Annotated in this window: 18 protein-coding genes and 3 pseudogenes; 8 read left to right on the top strand and 13 right to left on the bottom strand. The window is 55.2% G+C overall.

Annotated elements, in window-relative coordinates; all coding sequences use genetic code 11:
• Positions 1-2: 2 nt before the first annotated feature.
• From IPN69_03925 to IPN69_03945, 5 genes are all read right to left on the bottom strand, one after another.
• Positions 3-707, bottom strand: coding sequence for an HAD family phosphatase (locus IPN69_03925; GenBank protein MBK8809863.1), 705 nt, complete (start codon positions 705-707; stop codon positions 3-5).
• Positions 704-961, bottom strand: a complete 258-nt coding sequence (locus IPN69_03930) for a TfoX/Sxy family protein (GenBank protein MBK8809864.1) — start codon at positions 959-961, stop codon at positions 704-706. Before IPN69_03930 ends, IPN69_03925 begins: the two co-directional genes overlap by 4 nt.
• Positions 958-1,407 carry a DUF4442 domain-containing protein gene (locus tag IPN69_03935; GenBank protein MBK8809865.1) on the bottom strand — a complete coding sequence of 150 codons (450 nt, stop codon included), beginning with the start codon at positions 1,405-1,407 and terminating at the stop codon, positions 958-960. Before IPN69_03935 ends, IPN69_03930 begins: the two co-directional genes overlap by 4 nt.
• Positions 1,401-1,952: a DinB family protein gene (locus IPN69_03940; protein MBK8809866.1), complete on the bottom strand. Its 552-nt coding sequence runs from the start codon at positions 1,950-1,952 to the stop codon at positions 1,401-1,403. Before IPN69_03940 ends, IPN69_03935 begins: the two co-directional genes overlap by 7 nt.
• Positions 1,953-2,020: 68 nt before the next feature.
• The gene (locus IPN69_03945; GenBank protein ID MBK8809867.1) at positions 2,021-4,393 is read right to left on the bottom strand and encodes a 3-hydroxyacyl-CoA dehydrogenase/enoyl-CoA hydratase family protein; all 2,373 of its coding nucleotides are present in this window, start codon (positions 4,391-4,393) and stop codon (positions 2,021-2,023) included.
• 302 nt (positions 4,394-4,695) lie between these two features.
• Here IPN69_03945 and IPN69_03950 point away from each other — a divergent pair, with 302 nt between their 5' ends.
• On the top strand, positions 4,696-5,103 hold the full coding sequence (locus IPN69_03950) for a hypothetical protein (GenBank protein ID MBK8809868.1): 408 nt from the start codon (positions 4,696-4,698) through the stop codon (positions 5,101-5,103).
• Between the two features lie 13 nt (positions 5,104-5,116).
• Here IPN69_03950 and IPN69_03955 read toward each other — a convergent pair.
• The 3 genes and pseudogenes from IPN69_03955 to IPN69_03965 form a co-directional block, all read right to left on the bottom strand.
• A pseudogene (locus tag IPN69_03955) lies at positions 5,117-5,558 on the bottom strand (hypothetical protein).
• A 15-nt stretch (positions 5,559-5,573) separates the two neighbouring features.
• Positions 5,574-6,118: pseudogene (locus IPN69_03960) on the bottom strand (nucleotidyltransferase domain-containing protein).
• 125 nt (positions 6,119-6,243) lie between these two features.
• Positions 6,244-6,813 carry a Uma2 family endonuclease gene (locus IPN69_03965; GenBank protein MBK8809869.1) on the bottom strand — a complete coding sequence of 190 codons (570 nt, stop codon included), beginning with the start codon at positions 6,811-6,813 and terminating at the stop codon, positions 6,244-6,246.
• A 161-nt stretch (positions 6,814-6,974) separates the two neighbouring features.
• Here IPN69_03965 and IPN69_03970 point away from each other — a divergent pair, with 161 nt between their 5' ends.
• From IPN69_03970 to IPN69_03985, 4 genes are all read left to right on the top strand, one after another.
• The gene (locus tag IPN69_03970) at positions 6,975-7,433 is read left to right on the top strand and encodes a (2Fe-2S)-binding protein (GenBank protein MBK8809870.1); all 459 of its coding nucleotides are present in this window, start codon (positions 6,975-6,977) and stop codon (positions 7,431-7,433) included.
• A 1-nt stretch (position 7,434) separates the two neighbouring features.
• The gene (locus tag IPN69_03975) at positions 7,435-9,591 is read left to right on the top strand and encodes a xanthine dehydrogenase family protein molybdopterin-binding subunit (GenBank protein MBK8809871.1); all 2,157 of its coding nucleotides are present in this window, start codon (positions 7,435-7,437) and stop codon (positions 9,589-9,591) included.
• 372 nt (positions 9,592-9,963) lie between these two features.
• The gene (locus IPN69_03980; GenBank protein ID MBK8809872.1) at positions 9,964-10,572 is read left to right on the top strand and encodes a peptidoglycan-binding protein; all 609 of its coding nucleotides are present in this window, start codon (positions 9,964-9,966) and stop codon (positions 10,570-10,572) included.
• 271 nt (positions 10,573-10,843) lie between these two features.
• Positions 10,844-12,076: a sterol desaturase family protein gene (locus IPN69_03985; protein ID MBK8809873.1), complete on the top strand. Its 1,233-nt coding sequence runs from the start codon at positions 10,844-10,846 to the stop codon at positions 12,074-12,076.
• 285 nt (positions 12,077-12,361) lie between these two features.
• Here the strand turns inward: IPN69_03985 and ltrA are convergent.
• The 4 genes and pseudogenes from ltrA to IPN69_04005 all read right to left on the bottom strand — a co-directional run bounded on the left by ltrA (position 12,362) and on the right by IPN69_04005 (position 18,291).
• Positions 12,362-13,682, bottom strand: a pseudogene (gene ltrA / locus IPN69_03990) (group II intron reverse transcriptase/maturase).
• 1,214 nt (positions 13,683-14,896) lie between these two features.
• Positions 14,897-16,126: an acetate kinase gene (locus IPN69_03995; protein ID MBK8809874.1), complete on the bottom strand. Its 1,230-nt coding sequence runs from the start codon at positions 16,124-16,126 to the stop codon at positions 14,897-14,899.
• A 391-nt stretch (positions 16,127-16,517) separates the two neighbouring features.
• Positions 16,518-17,648 (bottom strand): site-2 protease family protein, encoded by a 1,131-nt coding sequence (locus IPN69_04000; protein ID MBK8809875.1) that lies wholly within the window; start codon positions 17,646-17,648, stop codon positions 16,518-16,520.
• Positions 17,649-17,721: 73 nt separating this feature from the next.
• Entirely contained in the window at positions 17,722-18,291 is a 570-nt protein-coding gene (locus IPN69_04005; GenBank protein MBK8809876.1) for a hypothetical protein, read from the bottom strand.
• Positions 18,292-18,368: 77 nt separating this feature from the next.
• Here IPN69_04005 and IPN69_04010 point away from each other — a divergent pair, with 77 nt between their 5' ends.
• On the top strand, positions 18,369-19,691 hold the full coding sequence (locus tag IPN69_04010; protein MBK8809877.1) for a DUF58 domain-containing protein: 1,323 nt from the start codon (positions 18,369-18,371) through the stop codon (positions 19,689-19,691).
• 232 nt (positions 19,692-19,923) lie between these two features.
• Complete coding sequence (locus tag IPN69_04015; protein ID MBK8809878.1) at positions 19,924-20,334, top strand: VOC family protein; 411 nt, start codon at positions 19,924-19,926, stop codon at positions 20,332-20,334.
• 145 nt (positions 20,335-20,479) lie between these two features.
• Here IPN69_04015 and IPN69_04020 read toward each other — a convergent pair whose 3' ends face one another.
• On the bottom strand, positions 20,480-21,484 hold the full coding sequence (locus tag IPN69_04020; protein ID MBK8809879.1) for a stage II sporulation protein M: 1,005 nt from the start codon (positions 21,482-21,484) through the stop codon (positions 20,480-20,482).
• A 264-nt stretch (positions 21,485-21,748) separates the two neighbouring features.
• On the opposite strand from IPN69_04020, the gene IPN69_04025 reads away from it, so the two are divergent.
• Complete coding sequence (locus IPN69_04025) at positions 21,749-23,596, top strand: ABC transporter ATP-binding protein (protein ID MBK8809880.1); 1,848 nt, start codon at positions 21,749-21,751, stop codon at positions 23,594-23,596.
• Positions 23,597-23,695: the final 99 nt, after the last annotated feature.

The raw sequence follows: 23,695 nt of genomic DNA on the forward strand, positions 1-23,695 counted from the left end.
TCTTAAACTGTTCGAAATTCGGTTACTACATCCTCAAGAATGCCTGTGCCAATGATTTCTTGCGGTTTCAGATTCAAAAAGTTTTCAAACGCGGCGATAACCGAAGGCTGTTCGAGGATCACGCCGACCGGATTCAACGTCGCGATGCCGATCGACCTCATTCCGGCTCGCGCAGCCGCTTCAAAACCGTTGAGAGCATCCTCGAAAACGATGCAGGTCGCCGGGTTTTTTCGTAGTTTTTCAGCCGTTTTCAGAAATATTTCGGGATCTGGTTTGCCCATCGAGACTTCGGATGAATTGGTGACCGCGTCGAAGAACCGCCCCAATCCGAGTCCGCCGAGCACGAACTCGACATTCGCCGGCGGCGCCGCGGTCGCCACCGCGAGCCCGATTCCCAGCCTTCGCGATTCTTGCAGAAAAGCGGTCGCACCCGCAAGCGGAGCGCGTTCGGGCAGATAGATCTCGCGATAGATCTCTTCCTTTCGGTCGGCGAGTCTGAGGACCTCGGCCGGCGACGCTTCGGGAAAGATCGTTGGAACGATCTCGCGATTCGTCTTGCCGGCGGTATTCACGAGAAAGTCCTCAGCGCGGGCCTTAATGCCATTCTCACGGAGCATAATCTCCCACGCCCGCATATGAAAGCGCATATTGTCGACGAGCGTACCGTCCATATCGAAGATGAATGCGAATTGTTCGTAATCGATCATTTGTGAAGTTCCCGGACGCTCGCGCGCAATTCGGATCTGAGGCTCGGCGAAAGTCCCGTCCAATGCTCGCCGATAAGCATCGCTTCGATCGCGTAGACCAAGTTTAAGCTTGCCGGAAGCCCGTTCTGACGAAGCAGCCGGTAAATCTCGATGGATCCGACACGTTCAATGTCGGCCTTTGTGAAAACCCCGATCTCATTGAGCCAGGCTTCGCTTTTGGAACCAAGATTCGAAAGTTCGGAGATCTTTTTCATCTGCGGGCGATGTAGATCGTTTTCTCGACGACGCAATGGACGGCGCCGGCGCGGTCCGCGAGTTCGATAGTGTAGATTCTATCAATCGACTGCCGGTCGCGCAAAAGCGACTTGATCTCGTCGATCTCTGCCTGATCGATTTGGAAATCCGCAAAAAGCGATTCGCGGCCCGGCTTGCGAAAACGGATCGACGCGCTCTTGTCCCAAACGACATAATCGCGACCGAGATTTTTGATCAGCATTATCATATAGATCGGATCGACGGCGCCGTAAAGACTGCCGCCGAAGATCGTGCCGACATAATTGCGCGTTCTCCAATTTAGCGGAAGTTTGACCCGAATATGGCGATAATCGTCGGAGATGCTGACGACGCGCGCGCCTGTGCCGCGGTAGGCGGGAAAAAGGTTGAACTTGAACTTGTCGAATTTGGCTCCCACGATCAGGATGGAAAAGCGCTCGTCGCCAACACGCGTTCGGCCTGTCGGAAGTGCCGTTTCTCGTGTTCGACGATGATCGTCATCCCATCGCGGAGCTTGTAGGTCATAAGCGCCATAAACGGTGAAGTAATGACGGTCTTGTCAAGATCGGCGCCGTTGAGTCTTTCGAAGAGTTCGATAAGTCCGGAATTGTTCGCGACGAATTTTGCAACGATCGCCGGATCGACATCGCTCGGCGGCGCGATCGCCGGGCTCGGAACCTTGAACTTCTTGTCGTCGCGCTTCATCGAACCAATGAGGAATTTTCCGAGAAACGACGTAAACGGCGACCAGTTCTCCCAGAAAGAGTTGCGGTGCGAACCGTCGGCGACCGACTTAACGGCAGCCGAGATTTGATCGTTCGTCAGGATCAGATGTTCGAAACACTGGCCGATGCTCCACGAATCGGCCGTCGGGCGCCAGTTGATCTGTTCGGCGCTAAAGCCGCCGAATTTGACGTCGGCCGCTTTAGAAACGGCCGCGAGCTCTGATTGTATGATTGAAATTCCGCTCATCTACGTATCTGAGTGCATAGTGCAGACTCAGTTCCACTCTGAACTCTGCACTATGCACTTTGCACTGTCTAGTTCCTCAACGGTTTGCCGTTCTTGAGCATAAACGCGATGCGTTCCTGCGTTTTGCGTTCGCCGCACAGGCTCAGAAATCCTTCGCGCTCGAGGTCGAGCAGATACTGTTCCGAAACCTGCGACGAATGATTAAGTTCACCGCCGCAAAGAATCTTCGCGATCTTACGGCCGACGAACTCGTCGTGGTCGGAGATATATCCGCCGCGTTTCATCATCGTCAGCGCGATCTTGAACGCCGCCATTCCGGCTTCGCCCATCGCGAGGATGTCGGTTCGGTGGACCGGCTGCGTGTAGCCCGCCGCGGCGAGATTGAGAACTTCCTGTTTCGCATCGGCGATGAGCCGGTCGCCGTTCATCGAGATCGCGTCCGAATCGCGCAAGAATCCCCAGGAACGCGCCTCTTGGGCGCTCGTCGCGACCTTGCCCATTCCGATCATCTCGAACGTCTTCTTCAAAAACACAAGCGGATCCGCATCCGGCGTTTTCGCCGCCAGATCCATCGAACGCATCATCATTTCCTTCGTTCCGCCGCCGCCCGGAAGCAGACCGACGCCGACTTCGACGAGTCCCATATACGTTTCACCGGCCGCACGGACCTTGTCCGAGTGGAGCGACACCTCGCATCCGCCGCCGAGCGTCAGCCCGTAAGGCGCGGCGACGACCGGCTTCGAAGAATAACGAAGGCGCATATTCGCCTGCTGGAACGTGTGGATCATCAGGTTGATGTCGTCCCATTCCTCTTCCTGCGCCGCGAGCAAGAGCATCGCGATGTTCGCGCCGGCCGAGAAATTGCCGCCCTGATTTCCGATGACGAGTCCGACGTGATTCTTTTCGACTTCCTCGATCGCGAATTTCATCATCGACATCGTTTCGCCGCCGATCGAGTTCATTTTCGAATGAAACTCTAGACACGCGACGCCGTCGCCGATATCGATCAGGCTCGCACCTTGATTCTTCTTGATGACGCCGGTCCGGTCCTTGACCGTTTTGAGAACTATAACTCCCTGCCGGTCAGGCATTTCCGTGTAAGCGTTCGTCCGAAAATCGAAGAACGAACGGACGCCGTTCTCGTATTTGTAGAACGATGTCGCGCCCGAGTCGAGCATTGCCTGAACATTCGCCGGGATCGCCTGGCCTTCGTTTTTCATCCGTTCGACCGACTCGGCGACGCCGATCGCGTCCCACGTTTCGAACACTCCGATCTCCCAGCCGAAGCCCCATTTGATCGCGTTGTCGATCTCGACGATCGTGTCGGCGATCTCCGGAATGCGGTTCGCCGCGTAACGCGAAATGCGCGCCGTCGTTTTCCACAGGAACTCGGCAACCTTGTCGTCGCCCCAGACGAGCTTTTTGACTCGCGAAGGTATATCCTCGATCGCCTTTCCGGCGTCGAGCGACGGGAATTTCGTCTTCACTTGCGGTTTGTATTCGAAGGTGTTCAAGTCAAGTTCGAGGATCACCCGTTTGCCGGTTTCGTCCTTCGACTTCTTGAAAAATCCGCCGTTCGTCTTGTCACCCAGAATCTTCTTTTCGAGTAGCGTCTCCATCACTTCGGGAGCCTTGAACGTCTCGCGGTCCTCGTCTTCGGGAATCGCCGGATAAAGGTTCGAGACGACGTGCGCCGTGACGTCGAGCCCGACGAGATCGGATGTGCGGAACGTCGCCGACGAAGCGTGGCCGATCGCCTTGCCGGTGATCTGATCGACCTCGGTCGGCGTCAATCCCATCGCGATCATTTCGTTGAGCGTCGCCATTATCGAATAGACGCCGATGCGGTTGGCGATGAAATTCGGCCGGTCCTTGGCCGGCACGACGCCTTTGCCGAGCCGCTGGTCGAGAAACGTCGAGACCTGACACGCCGTTTCGCCGTCGGTGTCCCGGGTCGGGATCACTTCAACGAGCTTCATATAGCGCGGCGGGTTGAAGAAATGGATCCCCATAAAATTCTTCTTGAAATCGTCGGAAAACGGTTCGGCGATCGATTCGATCGGGATTCCGCTCGTGTTCGAGGCGACGATCGATCCGAGCTTGCGGTATTTCTCTACCTCGGCGAAGATCTTGTGCTTGATGTCGAGCCGCTCGACGACGGCTTCGATGACGAAGTCGCAGTCCTTCAGCTTCGGCATATCCTCGTCAAAGTTGCCGAGCGAGATGAGTTTCGCGTTGTCGGCGAGCATAAACGGCGCCGGCTTGAGCTTTTTGGCGGCTTCGAACAGTCCCTTGACGATCGAATTCTTGTCCTTCACGTCCTCTTCGCGCGGCGCGATGTCGAGCAGCAGCACCGGTATTCCGGCATTCGTCAGATGCGCCGCGATCGCCGCGCCCATTGTCCCCGCGCCCAAAACGGCGGCTTTTCCGATATTCAACATAATTGATTTAATCCTCGATCGATGAAATTTCAGTTGCAAGGATTATAAATGAATGAGTGTTCATTCAGCAAACCGTGAATTCGAACCGGCATAAGCGGATCGTCGTGTATCGCGCTGCGGCGCGATCAAACGAGAAACTTCTTGTCTTCACACAAATCGGGTGTTAGTCTGAGGACAAAAGGAGAGGAAGTCGACAAATGAGGAAGACCGGTTTTTTAGTTGTTCTGTTTTTTGCTTTTGCAATTTCTCAAAGATCAGTTTTGGCGCAGGGATTTCCGTATCACCTTTACGAACCTCGCACATTGTCGGAATTGGTGGATGCGCATTCGAGTTCCAAACAAGTCGAGGGTTCGACAAACCTGATAATCAGTGCCGAACCCTTCTATTCTGCGATCAGGTTGGAATATGCCGGACAATCGAGAAAGATCTCGCAGGCAAGAATGGGTTTGTTCAAGCTTTGGATCGAGAGTCTGAAAATCAAGGCGAACCCAAATAAAGATCCGATGAGTTTGATCGACAAGGAGTTTTTGTTTACCGAGTGCGGAAAGGACTATTGGATTCCCGTTCAGACGCCGGCGGCGAATGACTTTCCGAGAACCTTGAAAAAAGGCGATCGATTGACCTTGTATCTAATGTTTGTGGGCGGGATTGGCGACAAGGACAAGTGGGATATTGTCTTTTTTACCAACTCCTTCAGAATCTACGAATGATCCATGGGAAAGATCACACAATAAAGATATCAGCCGACCCGCCTAGAGGTTCGCCGAAATCAATCACACGGCGTTCAATCTCTAGCGCAACCCGAATAATGCTCTCGGTCAACGTCGACTCAAAATCAGTGACACCCTCATATTCCGACAAGTTTCGCTTTGTGTCGGCTCGATCAAGAATTCGCCACTTTTCGTTTGGCAAATCAACCGTGTACGCTAAACGTTGAAAAACCAAATGCCGATTGCCGGCGGTAACCAAGCGAACGTAGCGCGGCGAGCGAGAGTGATTGGGCCGCGTTGTATGCCAGGTCAAATCTGTTTTCAGCACTCAGAGTCACGTTCTGCGCATCCATCAATCACCGTTGCCCCAATACAACCAACCCCTCAAATTCTGTCCTCGACGGAGGTTCGTGGCTAAGTTGCTTGACACGCTCCAGATTTTGCAAATGCTCAATTCCCTTTGGCAGTTCACCAATCAGTTGAATTGTCGGCTGTTTCAAAACGCGTGAGAGAAACGAATTCCCGGTCCGAAGGCGATCATCGAACTCGGCGCTTGTGTAGAGTGTTGGATTAATCTTCCTATTAAGTTCCGCTTCAACATTGCTCAATAAAAAGTAGAGGTCCTCCAAGATCATTTCATCGGAAACAACCAGCAGGTCTATGTCGGTGGATGCGTGATCGGTCTTCTTTGCTACCGAGCCGTAGACAAACGCCAGATGGATTTTTCGGTGCGACGACCGTAAAGCATCTCTCAGAGGCTCCACCAAACCGACTGTTTTCTTTATTAATGTACATAATTCGTCAATATTGGTGAATCGGGATTCGCCTGATAATGCTTTTGATTTCCGACACGTGAAGTCAATACCAAGCCGCATTCGGAAAATCGTTCCAACTCTCTCTGGACAGCCCCCGTGCCTGAGTTGGCCAAACTGACTATTTCATTGAGAAAGAAACTTCGCCCCGGATTGCCGAACAGCAACCCAAGCACCTTCTTGCGAACAGTTGGAAACAGCACCGATCAACGAAGGCTTTTTGGAATTCAATCTAGAAGTCATATCGTACCCACTTTGGGTATAATAATCCCCAATTCGGGTATCTTCAAAAGCGTTACGTAACCGCTTTTGATTTGCCGGTCGCAGTCTAATCGAACAATTCGTTTACCGGAAAGTTCCAACCCGGAAGCGACGGCTCCGCATCAGCAGTCTCGCCGCGCTTGAAAACGCGCGGATTTTCTGGATCATCCGACGAGTATGATCTGATCGGCGTTTCGCTCAAGAGATCGACGTCCCAGACAACCTTTGTTCCGGCGGCGAAATAATCGGCGCGTTTGGCGGCCATTTCGCGTTCGGCGTTCGGGCCGTAGTCGGTTTCGCTTCGGACTTCGACGGCAAAGACCGGAGCGCCGTGGAGGAATTTCATCCCGGCGCGCTCGCCGGTGAAGAACGAAGCGTCGGGACTGAAGGATTTCCGGTTCGGAAGATCGACGAGGAAACCGACGTTGTCGGTGTACGCGCGGCCGAATTTGGTTTGTCTTTCGTATTGTTTCAAGCTGACGAAGATATTCGCAGCCGCCGATGAGGGGTCGTCTCCTGTGGACATAAATTCAACTATTTCTCCATTTACGATCTCGGCCTTGCCTTCGGTGCGATAAAGGCGCGCGATGAGTTCATCGGCCGAGACTTTGTGCGGTGTTTCAATGAGTAAGGTCATAAATTTGGTGCGTCGCCGTTATTGTGCACCCGATGAATCGAGAAATCAACAAAAATTTTGTCCCGATATCGCCGTCCTAAAAGCCCGCGTCTGGTGTCCGAAAGCGCCTCGTGATATACAATCAGAACATCACATTTACCGTTCAGTTGGAGGTCAAGAACTTGGCAAAGATCAGCGTAAACAAAAAAGTTTTCGAAACCGACGCCGATCCGGCGACGCCCGTGCTATGGATCATTCGCGACGAACTCGGTTTGACCGGCACGAAATTCGGCTGCGGCATCGCCCAATGCGGTTCCTGCACGATCCACGTCGACGGCGAACCGCGGCGCGCGTGCATCACTCCGCTCAGCACCGTCGCGGGCAAGGAGATCACGACGATCGAGGGGCTTTCCGAGAACTCCGACCATCCGCTCCAAAAGGCTTGGGTCGAGACGGACGTTCCGCAATGCGGTTACTGTCAATCCGGCCAAATAATGGCGGCCGCAGGTTTGCTCAAAAAGACCAAAAACCCGACCGACGCCGACATCGACGCCGCGATGAACGGGATCATTTGCCGTTGCGGCACTTACAACCGGATCCGCGCGGCGATCAAGCAGGCGGCAATGAACGGAGGCAAATAGTATGAAAAACAACATCGATCGACGTTCGTTTCTCAAGGCAAGCCTCACCGCCGGCGGCGCGCTTTTGGTGACGATATCAATGCCGCAGATCTCCCGGGCGGCCGAGAAATTCGCGCCCGGAACCGCGGCCGGCGACTTTCAGCCGAACGCTTTTATCAAGATCTCCAAGGACGGCAAAGTAACCGTCACGGTCGGCCAAGCCGAGATGGGTCAGGGCGTTTACACGTCTTTGCCGATGATCGTCGCCGACGAACTCGAGGTTGACTGGTCCAACGTCACATACGAATCCGCTCCGGCGGCAGCGGCGTTCGCCAATCCACTGTTCGGCACCCAGGGAACAGGCGGGAGCACCAGCGTCAAGGCCTTTTTCGCCCCACTCAGAAAATCGGCGGCGACAGTCCGCGAGATGCTCGTTTCGGCCGCCGCGCAACAGTGGGGAGTCGCGACGGATTCCTGCAAAGCCGAAAATGGAAAGGTCGTTCACGCGGCAACCGGCAAATCCCTGAACTACGGCGACTTGCTCGAAGCGGCCGCGAAGATCGCTCCGTCCGCGAATCCGAAACTCAAGGATCCGAAGGACTTCAAATACATAGGCACGTCCGTCAAACGGCTCGACTCGCCGGCTAAGGTGAACGGCAGGGCGGTGTTCGGTCTCGACGTCCGGTTGCCGGGAATGCTCTACGCGACGGTTCAGCGTTCACCCGTCATCGGCGGAAAGGTAAAGAGCGTTGACGATACTGCCGCAAAAGCCGTCAAGGGCGTCCGAAATGTGATCACGCTCGAATCGGGCGTCGCGGTCGTCGCCGACAACTATTTTGCCGCCAGCCGCGGCCGACGCGCGTTGAAAATCGTCTGGGACGAGGGAAAAATGGCGACGGTTTCGAGCGAGTCGATCCTCGCGAGCTACATCGAGGCCGCGGAAAAAGAAAAAGGACTCGTCGCGAAAAAAATCGGCGACGCGGACGCCGCGCGCTCGAAGGCGTTTAAGACCGTCGAGGCGGTTTACATCGCGCCGTTCCTGGCGCACGCGACGATGGAGCCGATGAACTTTACCGCCGACGTCCGCGCTGACAGCGCTGAACTCTGGGGCGGAAGCCAGCTCCAGATGGTCGTTCAGGCGCGGATCGCGAAAGCGCTCGGTTTCGCTCCCGACAAGGTCAAGGTGAACACGACCCTGCTCGGCGGCGGATTCGGACGTCGCGTCGGGATCGACTACGTTCTCGATTCGGCTTTGCTTTCAAAGGCGACGGGCAAACCTGTCAAGGTCGTCTGGACTCGCGAGGATGACATCCAGAACGACTTCTATCGTCCTTTTACCTACAACAAGATCTCGGCCGGGATCGACGCGGACGGCAAGCCCGTTTTCTGGGATCACCGGATCGTCAATGCGTCGCTGATGGCGTCGCTCGCCGAGCCCGTTTTCGGATTTCCGTTCCCGGACGGCCAGCTTGACGATTCGTCCTTCGAGGGCGCGCATAATCTTCCGTATCAGATCCCGAACCTGCAGGTTGACTGGATCCGCAAGGATACGGGCGTTCCGGGCGGTTTTTGGCGGTCTGTCGGAAGTTCGCATACGGCATTCACGGTCGAGTGCTTCCTGGACGAATTGGCGGCGGCGGCGGGAAAGGATCCGCTCGAATATCGGCTTTCGCTTCTGGACAAGAATTCAAGGCATGCAGGCGTTTTGCGTTTGGCCGCTGAAAAGGCCGGCTGGGCGACGAAACCTGCCGCCGGAGTCTTCCGCGGAATCGCGGTCGCCGAAAGCTTTGGCAGTTTTGTCGCGCAGGTCGCAGAAGTTTCCGTCGGCAAGGACGGGGCCGTCAAAGTGCATCGGGTCGTCTGCGCAGTTGACTGCGGGCAGGTCGTCAATCCTGACACGGTCGCCGCGCAGATGGAAGGCGGGATCGTTTACGGCCTGACCGCCGCGCTGTATGGCGAGATAACCCTCAAGACCGGACGTGTTCAACAGAGCAACTTCAATAACTACAAGATGTTGCGGATGAGCGAGATGCCGAAGGTGGAGGTTCACATTCTCCCGAGCAAGGAACCGCACGGCGGAGTCGGCGAACCCGGAACGCCGCCAATCGCTCCGGCGGTCGTCAACGCGATCTTCGCCGCCACCGGCAAACGCGTTCGGAGTTTGCCGATAAAGCCGTAAGAGTTCCGCGTTCACGCGTGAAAGTAAGAGTTACGCAGTAAGAGCTACGCGTTTACGCGTGACCCAAGCTAGTAAGAGCTACGCGTTTACGCGTGACCCAAGCTAGTAAGAGTTACGCGTTTACGCGTGACCCAAGCTTGGCGTACGACAACGTTGTCACGCCTAAAGGCGTAACTCGTACGAGAAAACTCTTGCGAAAAACTCTTGCGAAAAACTCTTGCGAAAAAAGTTCTTGACACGCGCGATGGTTTTGAAGATACTCAAATCGTTCAACAAGAGGAAGCCTCGAAAACTCATCGACAGACTCACTGTCCTTTACATTTCACAACGCCTTTTGTCTTGAACTAAATCTTACAAATTGGAGAATAGAAAATGAAACACTTACTCTTAGTGATTCTCGCGTCACTGTTTTTGGGCGTCTCAATTCACGCTCAGACCACCACACCGAAACCTCAGACGACTATGGAAACGAAGGCCCGCAAACCGATTTTCCGCGCCACGAAGGACCAGATCATTCAGGTCCAGAGAATGCTCAAAACAACTGAATCGGGGTCGATGGACGATCTCTTCCGGATCGAGATAAAGAAGTATCAGTCGTCGAACGGACTCAAATCGACCGGCACGCTCAATCGCGCGACGCTCGAGAAAATGGGCGTCCCGCTCACTGAAGGACAAAAGGCGATTCCGGTCGATCCGAATTCGTTTGCCTCGGCCGATTCGAACAAAACGACCAAGCGCGGACCGGTTTTCCGGGCCACGAAGGATCAGGTGACCGCCGCTCAGAACTTGTTGAAGAGCCGAGGGTTGCTGTCGGCAGAACCGACCGGCAAACTCGACCCCGAAACCCGCGCGGCCCTCAAGGCTTATCAGGAAACGAACGGCCTGAAGGCGACCGGGACTTTGAATCAAACGACGCTCGAAAAGATGGGGATCGCGCTCACCGACAAACAGCGCGAGAACGCTTCCAAAGCATCGCAATAACCCCGGACTCGCGGCCGGCCCCGCTCGTGGCCGGCCGCGTTTTTTGAAATTGGAGGATGTTGAACTATATTTGCAGAGTATTTTGATTCATCACCTTGGTGAACCCGGCGCCGGAAAGCTGTTTCGCGCAGATGAACTTGGCGAGCTTCGCGTGAAAAAAGATCGCCTCGCGCAAAGACCGCGAGGTCCGCAACGCGATTCTTGGCGAGCTCGGCATGAAAAACATCCGCTTCGCTCGAAGTACGGCGATGGCAAATCAGGACTCTGACCGATGCAGGAAACCAACGTCTATTTTTATATAACACCGATCGCGCTCGTGTTCATCCTGCTCGAGATCGCGGCCTGCTGGGCGACGAAACGGCGGTTGATCACGTTCAACGAAGCGATCGCCAACTTCGGGACGCAGCTCGGCAATCAAACAACGAATGTGCTTGTGATGGTCGGGGTCTTCTACGCTTACGGCTATTTGTGGGAGCATTTTCGGATTTTCACGATCCCGATCAACTGGTGGAGTTCGATCCTGCTTTTGCTCGGAGTTGATTTCGTCTTCTATTGGATTCACCGCTGGGGGCACGAGATCAATATCCTCTGGGCCGCGCATTCGCCGCATCATTCGGCCGAGGAGATGAACTTTTTCGTCGCCTTGCGCGCGAGCGTCACCCAGCGGCTTTCCTCGTTCCTGTTCTTTTGGGTTCTGACGATCGTCGGCTTTCAGCCGGCGCATATCTACACCGTCGTCGCGATTCATCTGTTCATCGCGTTTTTGCATCACACGGAGTTCATTTACAAATTCCCGCGACCGATAGAATGGCTGTTCACGACGCCTTCGCACCATCGCGTGCACCACGGCGTGAACTTGCAGTATCTCGACAAGAATTACGGCGAGTTTCTGATCATTTGGGATCGGATGTTCGGAACTTTTGAGGAGGAACAGGAGCCGGTCGCGTACGGTATTCTCGATCATCCGAATTCGTGGAACCCGATCCGCATCAATTTTCACTTCTATATCGCGCTCTGGAAGATGGCCGTCGCGGCACCGTTTTGGTGGGACAAGATCCGCGTTTGGTTTATGCCTGCGGGTTGGGTTCCTCGCGGACTGCCGACGAAAGAAAAACCCGACATAAACCGTGGAAACCAAGTGAAGTTTCGCCCCGAGATGTTCGCTAACTCACGGTTTTATATGGTCTTGCAGGTAGTGCTCGGGATTGCCTTGATGATCGGAGTGATCTCGAATACTTACGGCTGGACTACCGGTGAAAAGTGGTTCGGCGCGGCGATGCTCTGGTGGCAGATCATAAATTGGAGCGGGATTCTTGAGGCGAAATCCTGGACGTGGATCTCGGAATCGCTTCGAAATCTCGCGACGCCGGCAGCGGTGATCGCGATGAGCGAGATCTATCAGCCTTCGGCACTGATGTTTGCGGTCATTGCCGTTTCGCTCTTTTGCGTTTTCTGGACGGTGTCGTTTTTCCGGCCCGGAAGTCCGCGACTTGCGACGGCATAAGCCGGCCGGCGCCGAAACCGATCTAAGAGGACAAACTGCGCGTGACGGATTTCCGGCCCCGCGACAATTGCCCAAACGCCGCGGCTTTGCCGCAATTCCGCAATTGGCGGCGTAGCCGCGTGGAAGGGTAGCCCGTCCCTGAAAGGCACAGACTTCCCGCACATCCGGTCGCCAAAGCCGCATTGAGTAGAGTCGAAGACTGGCGCGGTTGCTTAGGCTCCGTTTCCAGTCCCCGCTCATCGAACCGGACGTGCGGATTTCCCGCATCCGGCTCTCCGACTTGATTCATTGCAACGCTGTCGGCAGAGAGCCATTTCTTCTTTTGCCAATTTGGTGAACTCCGAGATCGGCAAAGATCTTGGCGTAAGCAAACTGACGAGTGCCCCGCGAGGACACCTTGTGGCGCCGCTGCAAGAAGTTCCGCACCGTTTTGATCACATGGGCATTGACTGCCTGATAGCTCTTCCGTTTGCTGCCGTAGTGGAAGTATCCTTCCCATCCGATCAGCGTGCGGTTGAGGCTGTCGCGCACATCCGCCCATGCGCCTGATTGCGGGCGCAGAGTTTCACTGATTTTGGCTTTGATCCGCTTGACGCTTTTGCGGGACGCGCTGGCGCCAAGGTAGCGCCTGCCGCCATCTCTGGCGTAGTAGTGCAGGCCAAAGCTGTAGCCCAGGAAATCAAACTGCTCCGTTCCCGCGTTTCGCACGCAGGTCTTGGTCTCGTTTATCTCCAGTTTCAGCTTCGTCATTGCCTGCCTTGTCCACGCCAGAGCCTCGTTGGCCTTGCCCCGGCTGAGGATGACAAAGTCATCCGCGTAGTTCACCAGCCGGGCCGCAAACTGCCGCTCGCCCGAGCATTGCTTCCAGTACCGCAGATACCGGTTCATGTAGCGATTGGCAAGCAACGGACTGATGCCGCCGCCCTGCGGCGTACCGGTCTTGTTCTTCTTGCCCCCGCTCATGTTCGGCCCCTTCGGCCCTTCGCTTTGCACGGGTGCCTGCAGCCAGCTTTTGAGCAGTCTCAGCACCTCCCTGTCCACGATCCGCAGCGTGATCGAACGCATCAGTTCGTCGTGCGGGATATTGTCGAAGTATTTCGACAGATCCGCATCGACGACCTGCGTGTGCCCCTCAATCAGCGCCCTGTGAACCGCTTTGACCGCATCGATGGCGCTTCGCCTCGGCCGATAGCCGTAGGCTTCGTCTTCCATGTCCGCCTCAAAGATCGGCTCCAGAACCAGCTTTGCGGCTGTCTGGACGACCCGGTCTCTGATCGTCGGCAATCCCAATGGACGCTCCCCGCCGTCGGGCTTCGGGATCATCACCCTGCGCACCGCCTGTGGACGGTAGCTTTTGCCTTTCAGCTCTTCTTGCAGTCCGCTCAGCCAGTCTTCCACACCCTGCTCTTCGATCTGATCGAACGTCACCCCCGTCCACACCCGGCGCTCCGCGCTTTTCGCGCGACAGCTTCCAGGCATGGGCCAGTATATCGCTCCGCCAGATCTTGTCGTAGAGCTGGTAGAACCGGAATTGCGGTTCCGCCTTCGCTTTGCAATACAGCTTTCGTTGTAGTTTCCGGATCGATTCCGGTGTTTCCAGACTCACGTCAATCACCTCACCTCGTCTACCACTAGAGCATTCAAAGTTGGGGTCCTTTGCTCGGCGGACATTACTCCGCTTCGACGCTCCTACAACCCCATCCGCCACCCGTCGCTGCCCGTCCGCGCCTGTTGCCAGACCTTCCGGTTGGGATCGCGACTCCCACAGCTCCGGGCTTCCCGTATTTGCGCGATTGGCTTTCACAACATGCCCAGCTCATTACCCCGGCGAACCGAAGCGGGTGCGTTTGTCGGTGTCTTCCCCGTTTCGTACTGCCTTCCCCGTTTGGGTGGCGGGTCGGCGTTCGCATTAGCTCTTTCGAGGCCTGCTCAAGCTTCACTCACGTTTGGGCCTGCTGCTTCGCTCGACCGCCCTCGGCGGCCTTTGTCACGAGGCTCCGACTTGTACGGTTGCCCGTACCCGCCGCTCGTCAGCTAACAGATTTCACCAACATTTATCTGTGTGGTTCCTTCCACCACTAGTCAATCGCACCGAGTACGGCGCACACCCGAATTACGCAATGGAAAGTTTGCCCGCGAATTTCCGCGAATCGGCGCGAATAGAATTTTGTCCGAACGCGTCCGAACAAACCGCTTTTCGAAGCTTTGTGTCCCAATTTCATAAAAACGGAGTCTTTCGGCGCGCTCTTAAACCGGATTTCCATTCGCGCCGATTGGCGAGGATTCGCGGGCAAAATCCGCTAATGCGTAATCTGGGTTGAATGGCGTGCAATCGGGGAATGGGGATTTGCGATTGTCGATTCTACGCGGACTTTGCGTACTCAGCGCGGAATCTAACGCAGAGTCCGCTAAGTTCGCAAAGAAACGATCAGGCGTTTCTTGGTTTTGACCGCTCTTTTTTCAAGGATGTTTTCCGATCGGACGCATCTACTTGATCTCATCCCATCTCTGTTCATCTGTGTGCAAAAAACGAGGGTTTTTCAAAGCTCCTGATTTCGTCCGGCCGCGGTTGCCCGCCCGCTGACGCAGACGGTACTGACTCGCGGATTGTCGGGTTGGCGCGTTGCCGCGGACGCCCGACGCGAAAGTCCGAAGCATCCCAAGTCTCGCCCGCTGACGCAGGCGGTACGGACTCGCGGATCGTCGGGTTGGCGCGTTGCCGCGGACGCCCGACGCGAAAGTCCGAAGCATCCCAAGTCTCAAACCTGACGCCGATTGTCCGGATATTCGCATCTTGAGGTTGATCCGCGCAACTCGGGATTAACTGACAAGCCGAACGGTATCGCGGGCGATCAGTAATTCCTCGTTTGTCGGAATCACGTAGACGCCCAAACGAGAATTTTCCGTGCTGATGCGGCCTTCGGCAGCATAATCGAGTCCCTCATTGCGATCGGCGTCCAGCTCGACTCCCAGCCATTTGAGATTCTCGCAGATCATCGATCTGATATGCGGTGAATTCTCGCCGATGCCGCCCCCAAAGACGATTGCGTCGGCACCGTTCATCGCCGCGAGATACGAACCGATGTATTTGGACACGCGATAACAGAATATTTCGATTGCGAGACGCGCCCGGCGATCATTGTTTTCATCTGCTTCGGCGAGCAATTCACGCATATCATTGGTTAATCCCGATATGCCGAGAAGTCCCGATTGAGTGTTCAGAAGCATTTCGACCTCGTGCACCGAGAAGCCTTCCCGGGCACAAATGAACTCAATGATTGCCGGATCCAGATCGCCCGAGCGGGTTCCCATCATCATGCCTTCCAGCGGTGTCAGCCCCATCGAAGTTTCGATCGAGTTGCCGCCTTTTATGGCCGTGATCGAACAGCCGTTGCCGAGATGAAGCGTAATAATATTCACCATTTCGCGCGGGATGTCGAGAAGGTGCCGATAGCGAAAAGCGACGTAACGATGCGACGTGCCGTGAAAACCGTAGCGCCGGATTTTGTGGCGGCGATAGAATTGATACGGGATCGCGTAAAGATAGGCCTTTTCGGGCAAGGTCTGATGAAACGCCGTATCGAAGACGGCGACCTGCGGAAGCCCCGTGCCGATAATTTCGCGGGCGGCGAGAATTCCTTTGATGTTCGCAGGATTGTGAAGCGGCGCCAGTTCAATGCAGTCTTCGATTCCGCGCATCACCTCGTCGGTAATGACCACTGATTCAGAGAAACGCTCACCGCCGTGAACAACCCGATGCCCGACCGCGTGAATATCCGCAAGGCTCTTGATTTCATCGATTTCCGAAGCCTCGGAGGCGATCCAGCGGAGAATGGTTTCGACTCCCGCCCGGATGTCTCTGATCGGCTTTGCAGAGCGTTGGGAGATCTTTCCCTCCGCGGTCAGGGTGATGATCGCCGCACCGCCAATGTGCTCGATCTGTCCGTGGGCGAGGCGTTGGTCGCGATGTTGCGCGATACGCTCCAGATCGGTTGCGATCAGTTGAAATTTGAGCGACGAACTGCCGCAGTTCAGGACAAGAACGTTCATATGGTTTCAATTCTATGCGTTTACAAATCCATTTCCAGTGGGCGGGCGATTCTTGCTTGACGGAACTTTCCGAGGTCTGAGCAATTCGCAAGTTCTGCAATAACATAAACCCAGATCACGCAATAGAAATTTTGACCGCGAAATAACGCTAAAAAACGCGAAACTGTTTTCTCGATGTGACGGGCCTGGCCGAGCATTATCTGACCGCGCTAAACTTGTAAACTATTGTGGCAGGGCCGTTTATCGCCCAGGTTGCGCGTACTGACAACTGCCGCGGTTTTCCGGGCCACTTCTTGATCGCAGAATCGATTTCGCGTATTTGGTGTGTTTCGCGGGAGCATATTTCCTATTGCGTAATTTGAGATAAATTTACGTGACATTGCCGATCTGCCTACAAATTCAATTGCTCGCGGGTGAACAGATAATTGACGATCTGTTCGCGCGAAATGATTCCCTTGAGTTTTCCGTTTTCGACGACGGGCAATTGATTGACACCTTCGCGTCCGATGATCTCCAAGGCTTCAATCGCAGGCATCTCAGGCGCTACCGTAAAAAGACTCTCGATCGGCCGCATCGCATCGATCGTTGTTTTAAAAGCCCAAAGACGGCGTTCAACGGCCGCTATCTCGTTAGGCGTTATCAGCCCGACCGGTTCGCCGTTTTGAACTACCATAAAACAACGCTGTCCGGTCCTGAGGAGATGATCGTCGACAAATGTCTGCAAATTTTCGTTGCTGTCGAGAACGGGACAATCCCGCGACATCAAATCACCGACACTCACGCCCCCAAGTTTTTCCTTGAGTTCGACCTGCACATAGCTTGCCTTGGCGGCGGTCAGGAGAAACCAACCGATGAACGCCATCCACAATCCGCCGAAACCCGCCCCGCTAAAGAACTGCCACAGTCCTGAAAAGATAAAGCCGAAGGCGACGAATTGTCCGGTCAGCGATGCGGCTCGCGTCGCCCGGTTGGCGTTGCCGGTGAACCACCAGACAATGGCTCGGAGCACACGCCCGCCGTCCATCGGATAGCTTGGGATGGTATTGAAGAATGCAAGCGCGAAATTGATGTAACCGAGCCAAACGAGCATTGCCATAAGCGGCGTAACGGGATCGGCCGGCGGCGTCCATCCTAGCGTCCAGGCCAGCCCCAAACAGACAGCCCCGATGACCACACTCGCGATCGGACCGGCAATTGCCATCCAAAATTCCGTTTTTGGATCTTCCGGCTCTTTGTCGAGTTGTGCGACTCCGCCGAGTGCGAAAAGCGTGATGGAACTCACCGGCAAACCCCGCATCTTGGCGACCGTCGCGTGCGACAGTTCGTGAAGAATGATGGCGACGAAGAACAGAATCGCCGTCGCTATCGCGATTGTCCAGATCGTGCCGCGACTCCAATCAGGATGTACTCCGGAGAAGTAATTCGAAAGCGAGAGCGAGATCAACACCGCGATGATCAGCCAGCTGTAATGCAGACCGATTTGAATTCCGAAGATCCGACCAAGTTTGACCTGGGCTTCCATATTTTTTCCACAGAGTCACGGCAACCCTTTCCGCGCCCGCCGACTGATTTGACGGCGAACCGTGCGCACTTGCCTAGTCCCGCTCAAGATAGAACTTCATGATCCGAGCGGCGAGATCGGCACGGCCCCAGAGTTCCGAGATGAACATCTTGAAATCCGAAATGCTGATCCAGTAATTCACGCCGATGGCCTCGTCACCGTTTGACCGATCAAAGATAACGCTTCCGAGAATTCCGTTGATCAATCCGATCGGCAGAAGCAGTTTGCCATCCTTGATCTCGAACGTTCCGCCGGAATTGACCGCAAATTCATCCGGAAGCCGGCCGAGACGGAGCGTCTGGGTCACGACAAGGTCGACGATCTCTTCGGCGCCGCCGTGGACGCTGAAAACGGGCACGATCCGTTTCAATCCGAACGGAATGCTGAGCGGCAGCGGCAGCGCGCGCGGCATTCCCATAAACGTGATCAACGCCCAGTTTTCCTTGAGATAACGGCGCAGATCATCCTCGGAGACGACTTCGCGTCCGGTTGATTTCCGAATCGTCGATTCGACCGCCAGCGACGCCGGTACAAAAGCGCTTCGATACGATCCGCTACCCATCAGATCGATCGCCGCCTGCACGTTTTCCCCGACACTTCTCATCAACTACGATTATAGTTCATCCGGTCTCGAATTATGTTGGACATTCGTGTCGGCGGCGATATAATCATCGGCAAACGATGCGCTTCGTCTTCACCCGCAAATTCTACCTTTTGCTCGCCTTTGGACTGGTCCCGTTGTCGCTTTCGTGGAGCGTCCCGGTCCTGCGCTGGATCGTTGTCGGATTCGATGCCGCTATTATTGTCGTCACGCTGATCGACTATTTCACAAGCCGCAGGCTCGCTGACGAAATCGTAGTCAACCGAAGCTTTGCAAAGCGTTTTGCGATCGGCGATCCGACGCGCGTTACGCTGCGAATCGAAAATCCGACGCCGCGCGATCTTGACTTGCGAATCAAGGACGAGTATCCGGACGCGATGCGGCTCGGCGGGCCGCGCGAAGCGGAGTTCAAGGTTGCGGCGCATACTTCGGCGGAGTTTTCTTACGATCTGACGCCGCCGAACCGCGGCCGGTATGAATTTGGAAAGCTCGCCGCGCGCATTCGTTCGCGGCTCGGAATGGTCTGGTGCCAGACCGAATTCGATATCTCGCAAGCGGTCAAGGTCTACCCGAATATGCGTCGGGCGCGAGAGATCGAGCTCAAAGCGCTCGGGGCCCAGAGTTATCTCGCGATCCAACGCAAATCGGTCCGCCGCGGCGAGGGGCGCGAATTCGAATCGATGCGCGACTACGTCCGAGGCGACGAGATGCGCCATCTTTCGTGGACGGCGACCGCGCGGCGCTCGAAACTCATCACGCGCCAGTATCAGATCGAACGAGACCAGACGATCATCGTCGCCATCGACGGCGGACGCTTGATGACCGGGCGGATCAACGACGAAACGAAGTTCGACACCGCGATCCACGCCTCTCTCGCGCTGATGTCCGCGGCCGCACGTGGCGGCGACAACTGCGGACTGATGGTATTCGGACGGCGCGTCAAGAAGTTTCTCCCTCCGAAAAAAGGCATCGAACATATCGACGCCGTGCTCGAAGCGCTCCACGATCTCGAGCCCGAACTGATCGAGCCGAGTTACGCGCGGGCGTTTCAATTTATCGCGTCGAATACGAAAAAACGCGCGTTCGTCATTATTTTGACCGATCTCGTCGACAAAGAATCGTCGCGCGAACTGATCAATTCGCTGAGTCTTCTGCGTCCGCGCCACCTGCCGCTCGTCGTGACGATCGGCGACCGTGACCTGAACGCGACGGTCAGCGAAGTGCCGAATGACTTGAAGGAGGTGTTCGTCCAATCTGCGGCGCAGGAGATCATCCACCAGCGAGAAGCGGCTTTGCGATACGTCGAGACTCTCGGCGGACTCGCGCTCGACGTAACGGCGAACACGCTCGCCCCGAGACTACTTGAGACCTATTTGCGGGTCAAAGAAAGGGGACTGCTGTGATTTGCGATTTGGGATTTGGGATTTGCGATTGGGGATTCCGGAAATTCCAGATTCCAGATTCCAGATTCCAGATTCGGGAGCTTTGCGGTTTCCGGCACGGTTATCAACCTCATTTATTCGGAAGACAGTGATTTCGGAGTAGTTGATAGCGGATATTTGATAGTTGTTAGTCTGCGAATGAAAACCGAATCTGGAATCCGGAATCCCCAATCGCAAATCCCAAATCCGAATTATGAACGACGTCGGCCTGACACATATCGCGCTCGAAGTTTCAAATATGAACCAAACGCTCGATTTCTATGCGCGGTATGCGTCGATGGAGATCGTCCACGAGCGGATCGCCGATTCGGGCGTTCGAGTCGTTTGGATCTCGGACAGAACTCGGCCGTTCGTGATCGTTCTGATCGAAGTTTCTGAGATCAACGCGACGTTGCGGCCGTTCGCTCATCTCGGAGTCGGATGCGCGAGCCGCGCGGAAGTCGATCGACTCTGCGCGATCGCGCGATCCGACGGAGTTTTGATCGAAGGCCCGACCGATTCCGGATACCCGGTCGGTTATTGGGCGTTTCTGCGCGACCCGGACGGTCATACGCTCGAGCTTGCCTTTGGTCAGGAAGTCGGAACGACGGTTGAAAACTCCTGAGCATTTTGTCCGACATCTCGCCAAAAGACATCTGCCAGAGGTTGATCCGGAATCGTGCAGACACTTTGGTCCGCAACGCCGGCAAGAACCCGGGATATTTCGCGGGATGGCTGAATCCCGAGGTTTCGTCGTGCTGTCAGAATTTCTACACTATTTCTTGTTTCTCAAAGGCTATGTCTCCGTTTGAAACATCCGCTTTATTCATTGATGAACGCCCGACAAGAAGAAGATACGAATACATCGCTACGCCGGTCGAGATTCCGGTCAGCCATTTGACGACAGGTGGAAGCGCCGACGGCGAAAGAAATCCCTCGATCGTGCCGGCGATGACGAGCAAACACGCGCTGCCGATGACTATCCGGGTCGCCTCCATTCCCTTTTTCTTAAGCGCCTGTGCACGTGTCAGATCGCCCGGATTGATGAGCGCGTAGCCAATCATCATTCCCGCGCCGGCACAGAAAAAAATAGTTGAAAGTTCGATCACGCCGTGCCCGACGACGAACGCCGCGAGCGCGTCGCCGAACGGCGGGTTCAGCGAATAACAGGCCGCGAAAACGCTGCCGAAACGCGCGCCTTCTAATGCCAGATCATAAGCCGCGCCGACGCCGAACAACGCGCCCATCGCGAACACGCGAAACGTGACGCCGATATTGTTCGTCATTATCTGGCTCGAACCGACCTGGTTCGCATCGTTCAAACCCAGCCACCACTGGTTGTTTTCCTTGATTTGATACTCGATCCCGGAAAGATAAACGAAATCCGTAAAACCGATGTCGCGCCAGGTTGCGATAAACCCGAACACGGCAAAGACCGCGAAGAGGCTGAACGCGATCAGCATATAGCGGATGTTCTTGCGGAAAGTGACCGGAAAGTCGCGTGTGAAGAACTGCCAGATGATCCCGAAACCCTGCGTTTCCGCGCGATAGATCTTCCCGTGAGCGCGGATCACGAGGCTGTTCAGATAGTTGATCAGCTTCGGATCGCGAGTCTCGCTGCGGGCGATCGCAAGATCGGTCGCCGCCCGCCGGTAAAGTTCGCCGAATTCGCGAACTTCGGCGCGCGACAAAAGTCGCAGCGAATTACCCTCGATCAGGGCCAAAAGGTCCTCGAGTCGCTCCCAGTTGTTTTTTCGATCGTCGGTGAAACCCATCTTGATTTCGGATTCGCGAATTGGGATTTGGGAATGCCGTATCCGAATCAGAGAGATTATACCCTGATGTTCGGTCGCACGAAACCGGAGTCAGTGCAGAGTGCAGAGTGCAGAGTGCAGAGTGCAGAGTGCAGAGTGCAAAGTGCAGAGTGCAGAGTGCAGAGTGCAAAGTTCTCAGTTCTCAGTTCTCAGTTCTCAGTTCCCAGTTCTAAGTTCAAATCGTCATTGCCAATCCATACTCAAAAACCTAAAATCCAAAATCAGATGTCCGACCCGAATAAATTCCACGAAGAAGACGCGATCGGAAAGACGTACGATTTTCGAATCGCGAAGAGGCTTTTCGGCTACCTCAAGCCATATTGGCAATACTCTGTCGCCGCGCTCGTACTGACGGTCCTGACAAATGTCCTGATGTCGCTTCAGCCCTATTTCACCAAGATGGCGGTCGATGATTTCATCACGCCGAAGCGAACCGACGGGATTTGGCTGTTCTCTTTCGCCTTCTTCGGACTCTTTCTCTTTCGGTTCCTGTTCTCGTATTTTCAGGAGATCCTGCTGAACAACGTCGGTCAGCGCGTGATGTTCGACATCAGGACCGAGATCTTTACCAAACTCCAGCGTCAGGAAGTCGCCTATTTCGACAAGAATCCCGTCGGACGCGTGATCACTCGTCTGACCAACGACGTTGACGCGCTCAATGAACTTTTCACTTCGGGCGTCATCGACGTTCTCGGCGATCTGGTGATCATCATCGCCATCGTCGGGATGATGCTCTGGCTCGATTGGCGACTGGCGCTCGTCTCGCTGGTGACGATCCCTTTGCTTTTTGCCGCAACGAATTGGTTTCGGAAGCGCGCGCGCGAGGGTTTCGACAAGGTCAGAACTCGCAATGCGAAGCTCAATGCCTTTCTTCAGGAGTACATTTCAGGGGCGCAGACCGTCCAACTGTTCAACGCCGAGGACAAATCGAAGCGCCGGTTCCACGACATCAACGATGATTATCGCAATGCGAACATCGAGACGATCTTCTATTACTCGATCTTTTATCCGATGGTCGACTTCATCGGCACGATCGGGATCGCGGTCGTCATATGGTTCGCCGGTTACGAGTTCATTTCGCAGATGTCGGCTGCCGAAAAGACGCTCACCGTCGGCGTCGTGATCGCGTTCGTACAGTATTCGCAACAGCTTTTTCAACCGATCCGCGATCTTTCCGACAAGTTCAACGTTCTTCAGGCGGCAATCGTCGCGTCGCACCGGATCTTCGTTCTCCTCGATCTCGATGTCGCGATCGAAACGCCGAGCCAGCCGAAAAGATCCGGAAAAGCCATTGGAAAGATCGAGTTCAAGAACGTCTGGTTTGCTTACAAAAACGAGGATTGGGTCCTCAAAGACGTTTCGTTCGCGATCGAAAGCGGCGAATCGGTCGCGCTCGTCGGGCATACCGGTTCGGGCAAGACGACCGTGACCAATCTGCTGATGCGTTTTTACGATGTCCAGAAGGGCCGGATCTTGCTTGACGGAGTCGATATCCGTGATTGGGATTTGAATGAACTCCGCGAGAATTTCGCGGTCGTCCTGCAGGATGTCTTTCTCTTCAGCGGCTCGATCAAAGACAACATCCGGCTCGGCAACGGCTCGATCAATGACGAACGGATCGAATGGGCGGCGAGCGAGGTTCACGCGGACGAGTTTGTGCGCAAACTCGACGACGGCTATGAAAGCGTCGTCAAGGAACGCGGCGCCGGGCTCTCCGTCGGTCAGAAACAGCTCATTTCTTTCGCGCGCGCTCTGGCGTTTGATCCGAAGATCCTGATCCTTGACGAGGCGACGAGTTCGATCGATACCGAAACCGAGCAACTCATTCAGCAGGCGGTCGACCGCGTGATGCTCGAACGCACCTCGCTCGTCGTGGCGCATCGGCTTTCGACCATCCAGCGTTGCGACCGTATCCTCGTTTTCCACCACGGCGAACTGCGGGAACAAGGTACGCACAACGAACTGCTCGGACTGCGGGGACTTTACTGGCGGCTGTATCGGCTCCAGTACAAAGAAGATCTCTACCCGTCGCGTTACGACGGAACCGGCGCGCCGCTGCCGCGAACGGTATAGGATGATTTTACTACCCAAACGGATAGTGATTTTGATTTCCGGGTCTGTTATTGTGCGCCTCGTACGTCGGGGAACTTTCGCCGACGCCCGTTTCTAATT

It is taken from the genome of Acidobacteriota bacterium (assembly GCA_016715115.1).
Taxonomy (GTDB): domain Bacteria; phylum Acidobacteriota; class Blastocatellia; order Pyrinomonadales; family Pyrinomonadaceae; genus JAFDVJ01.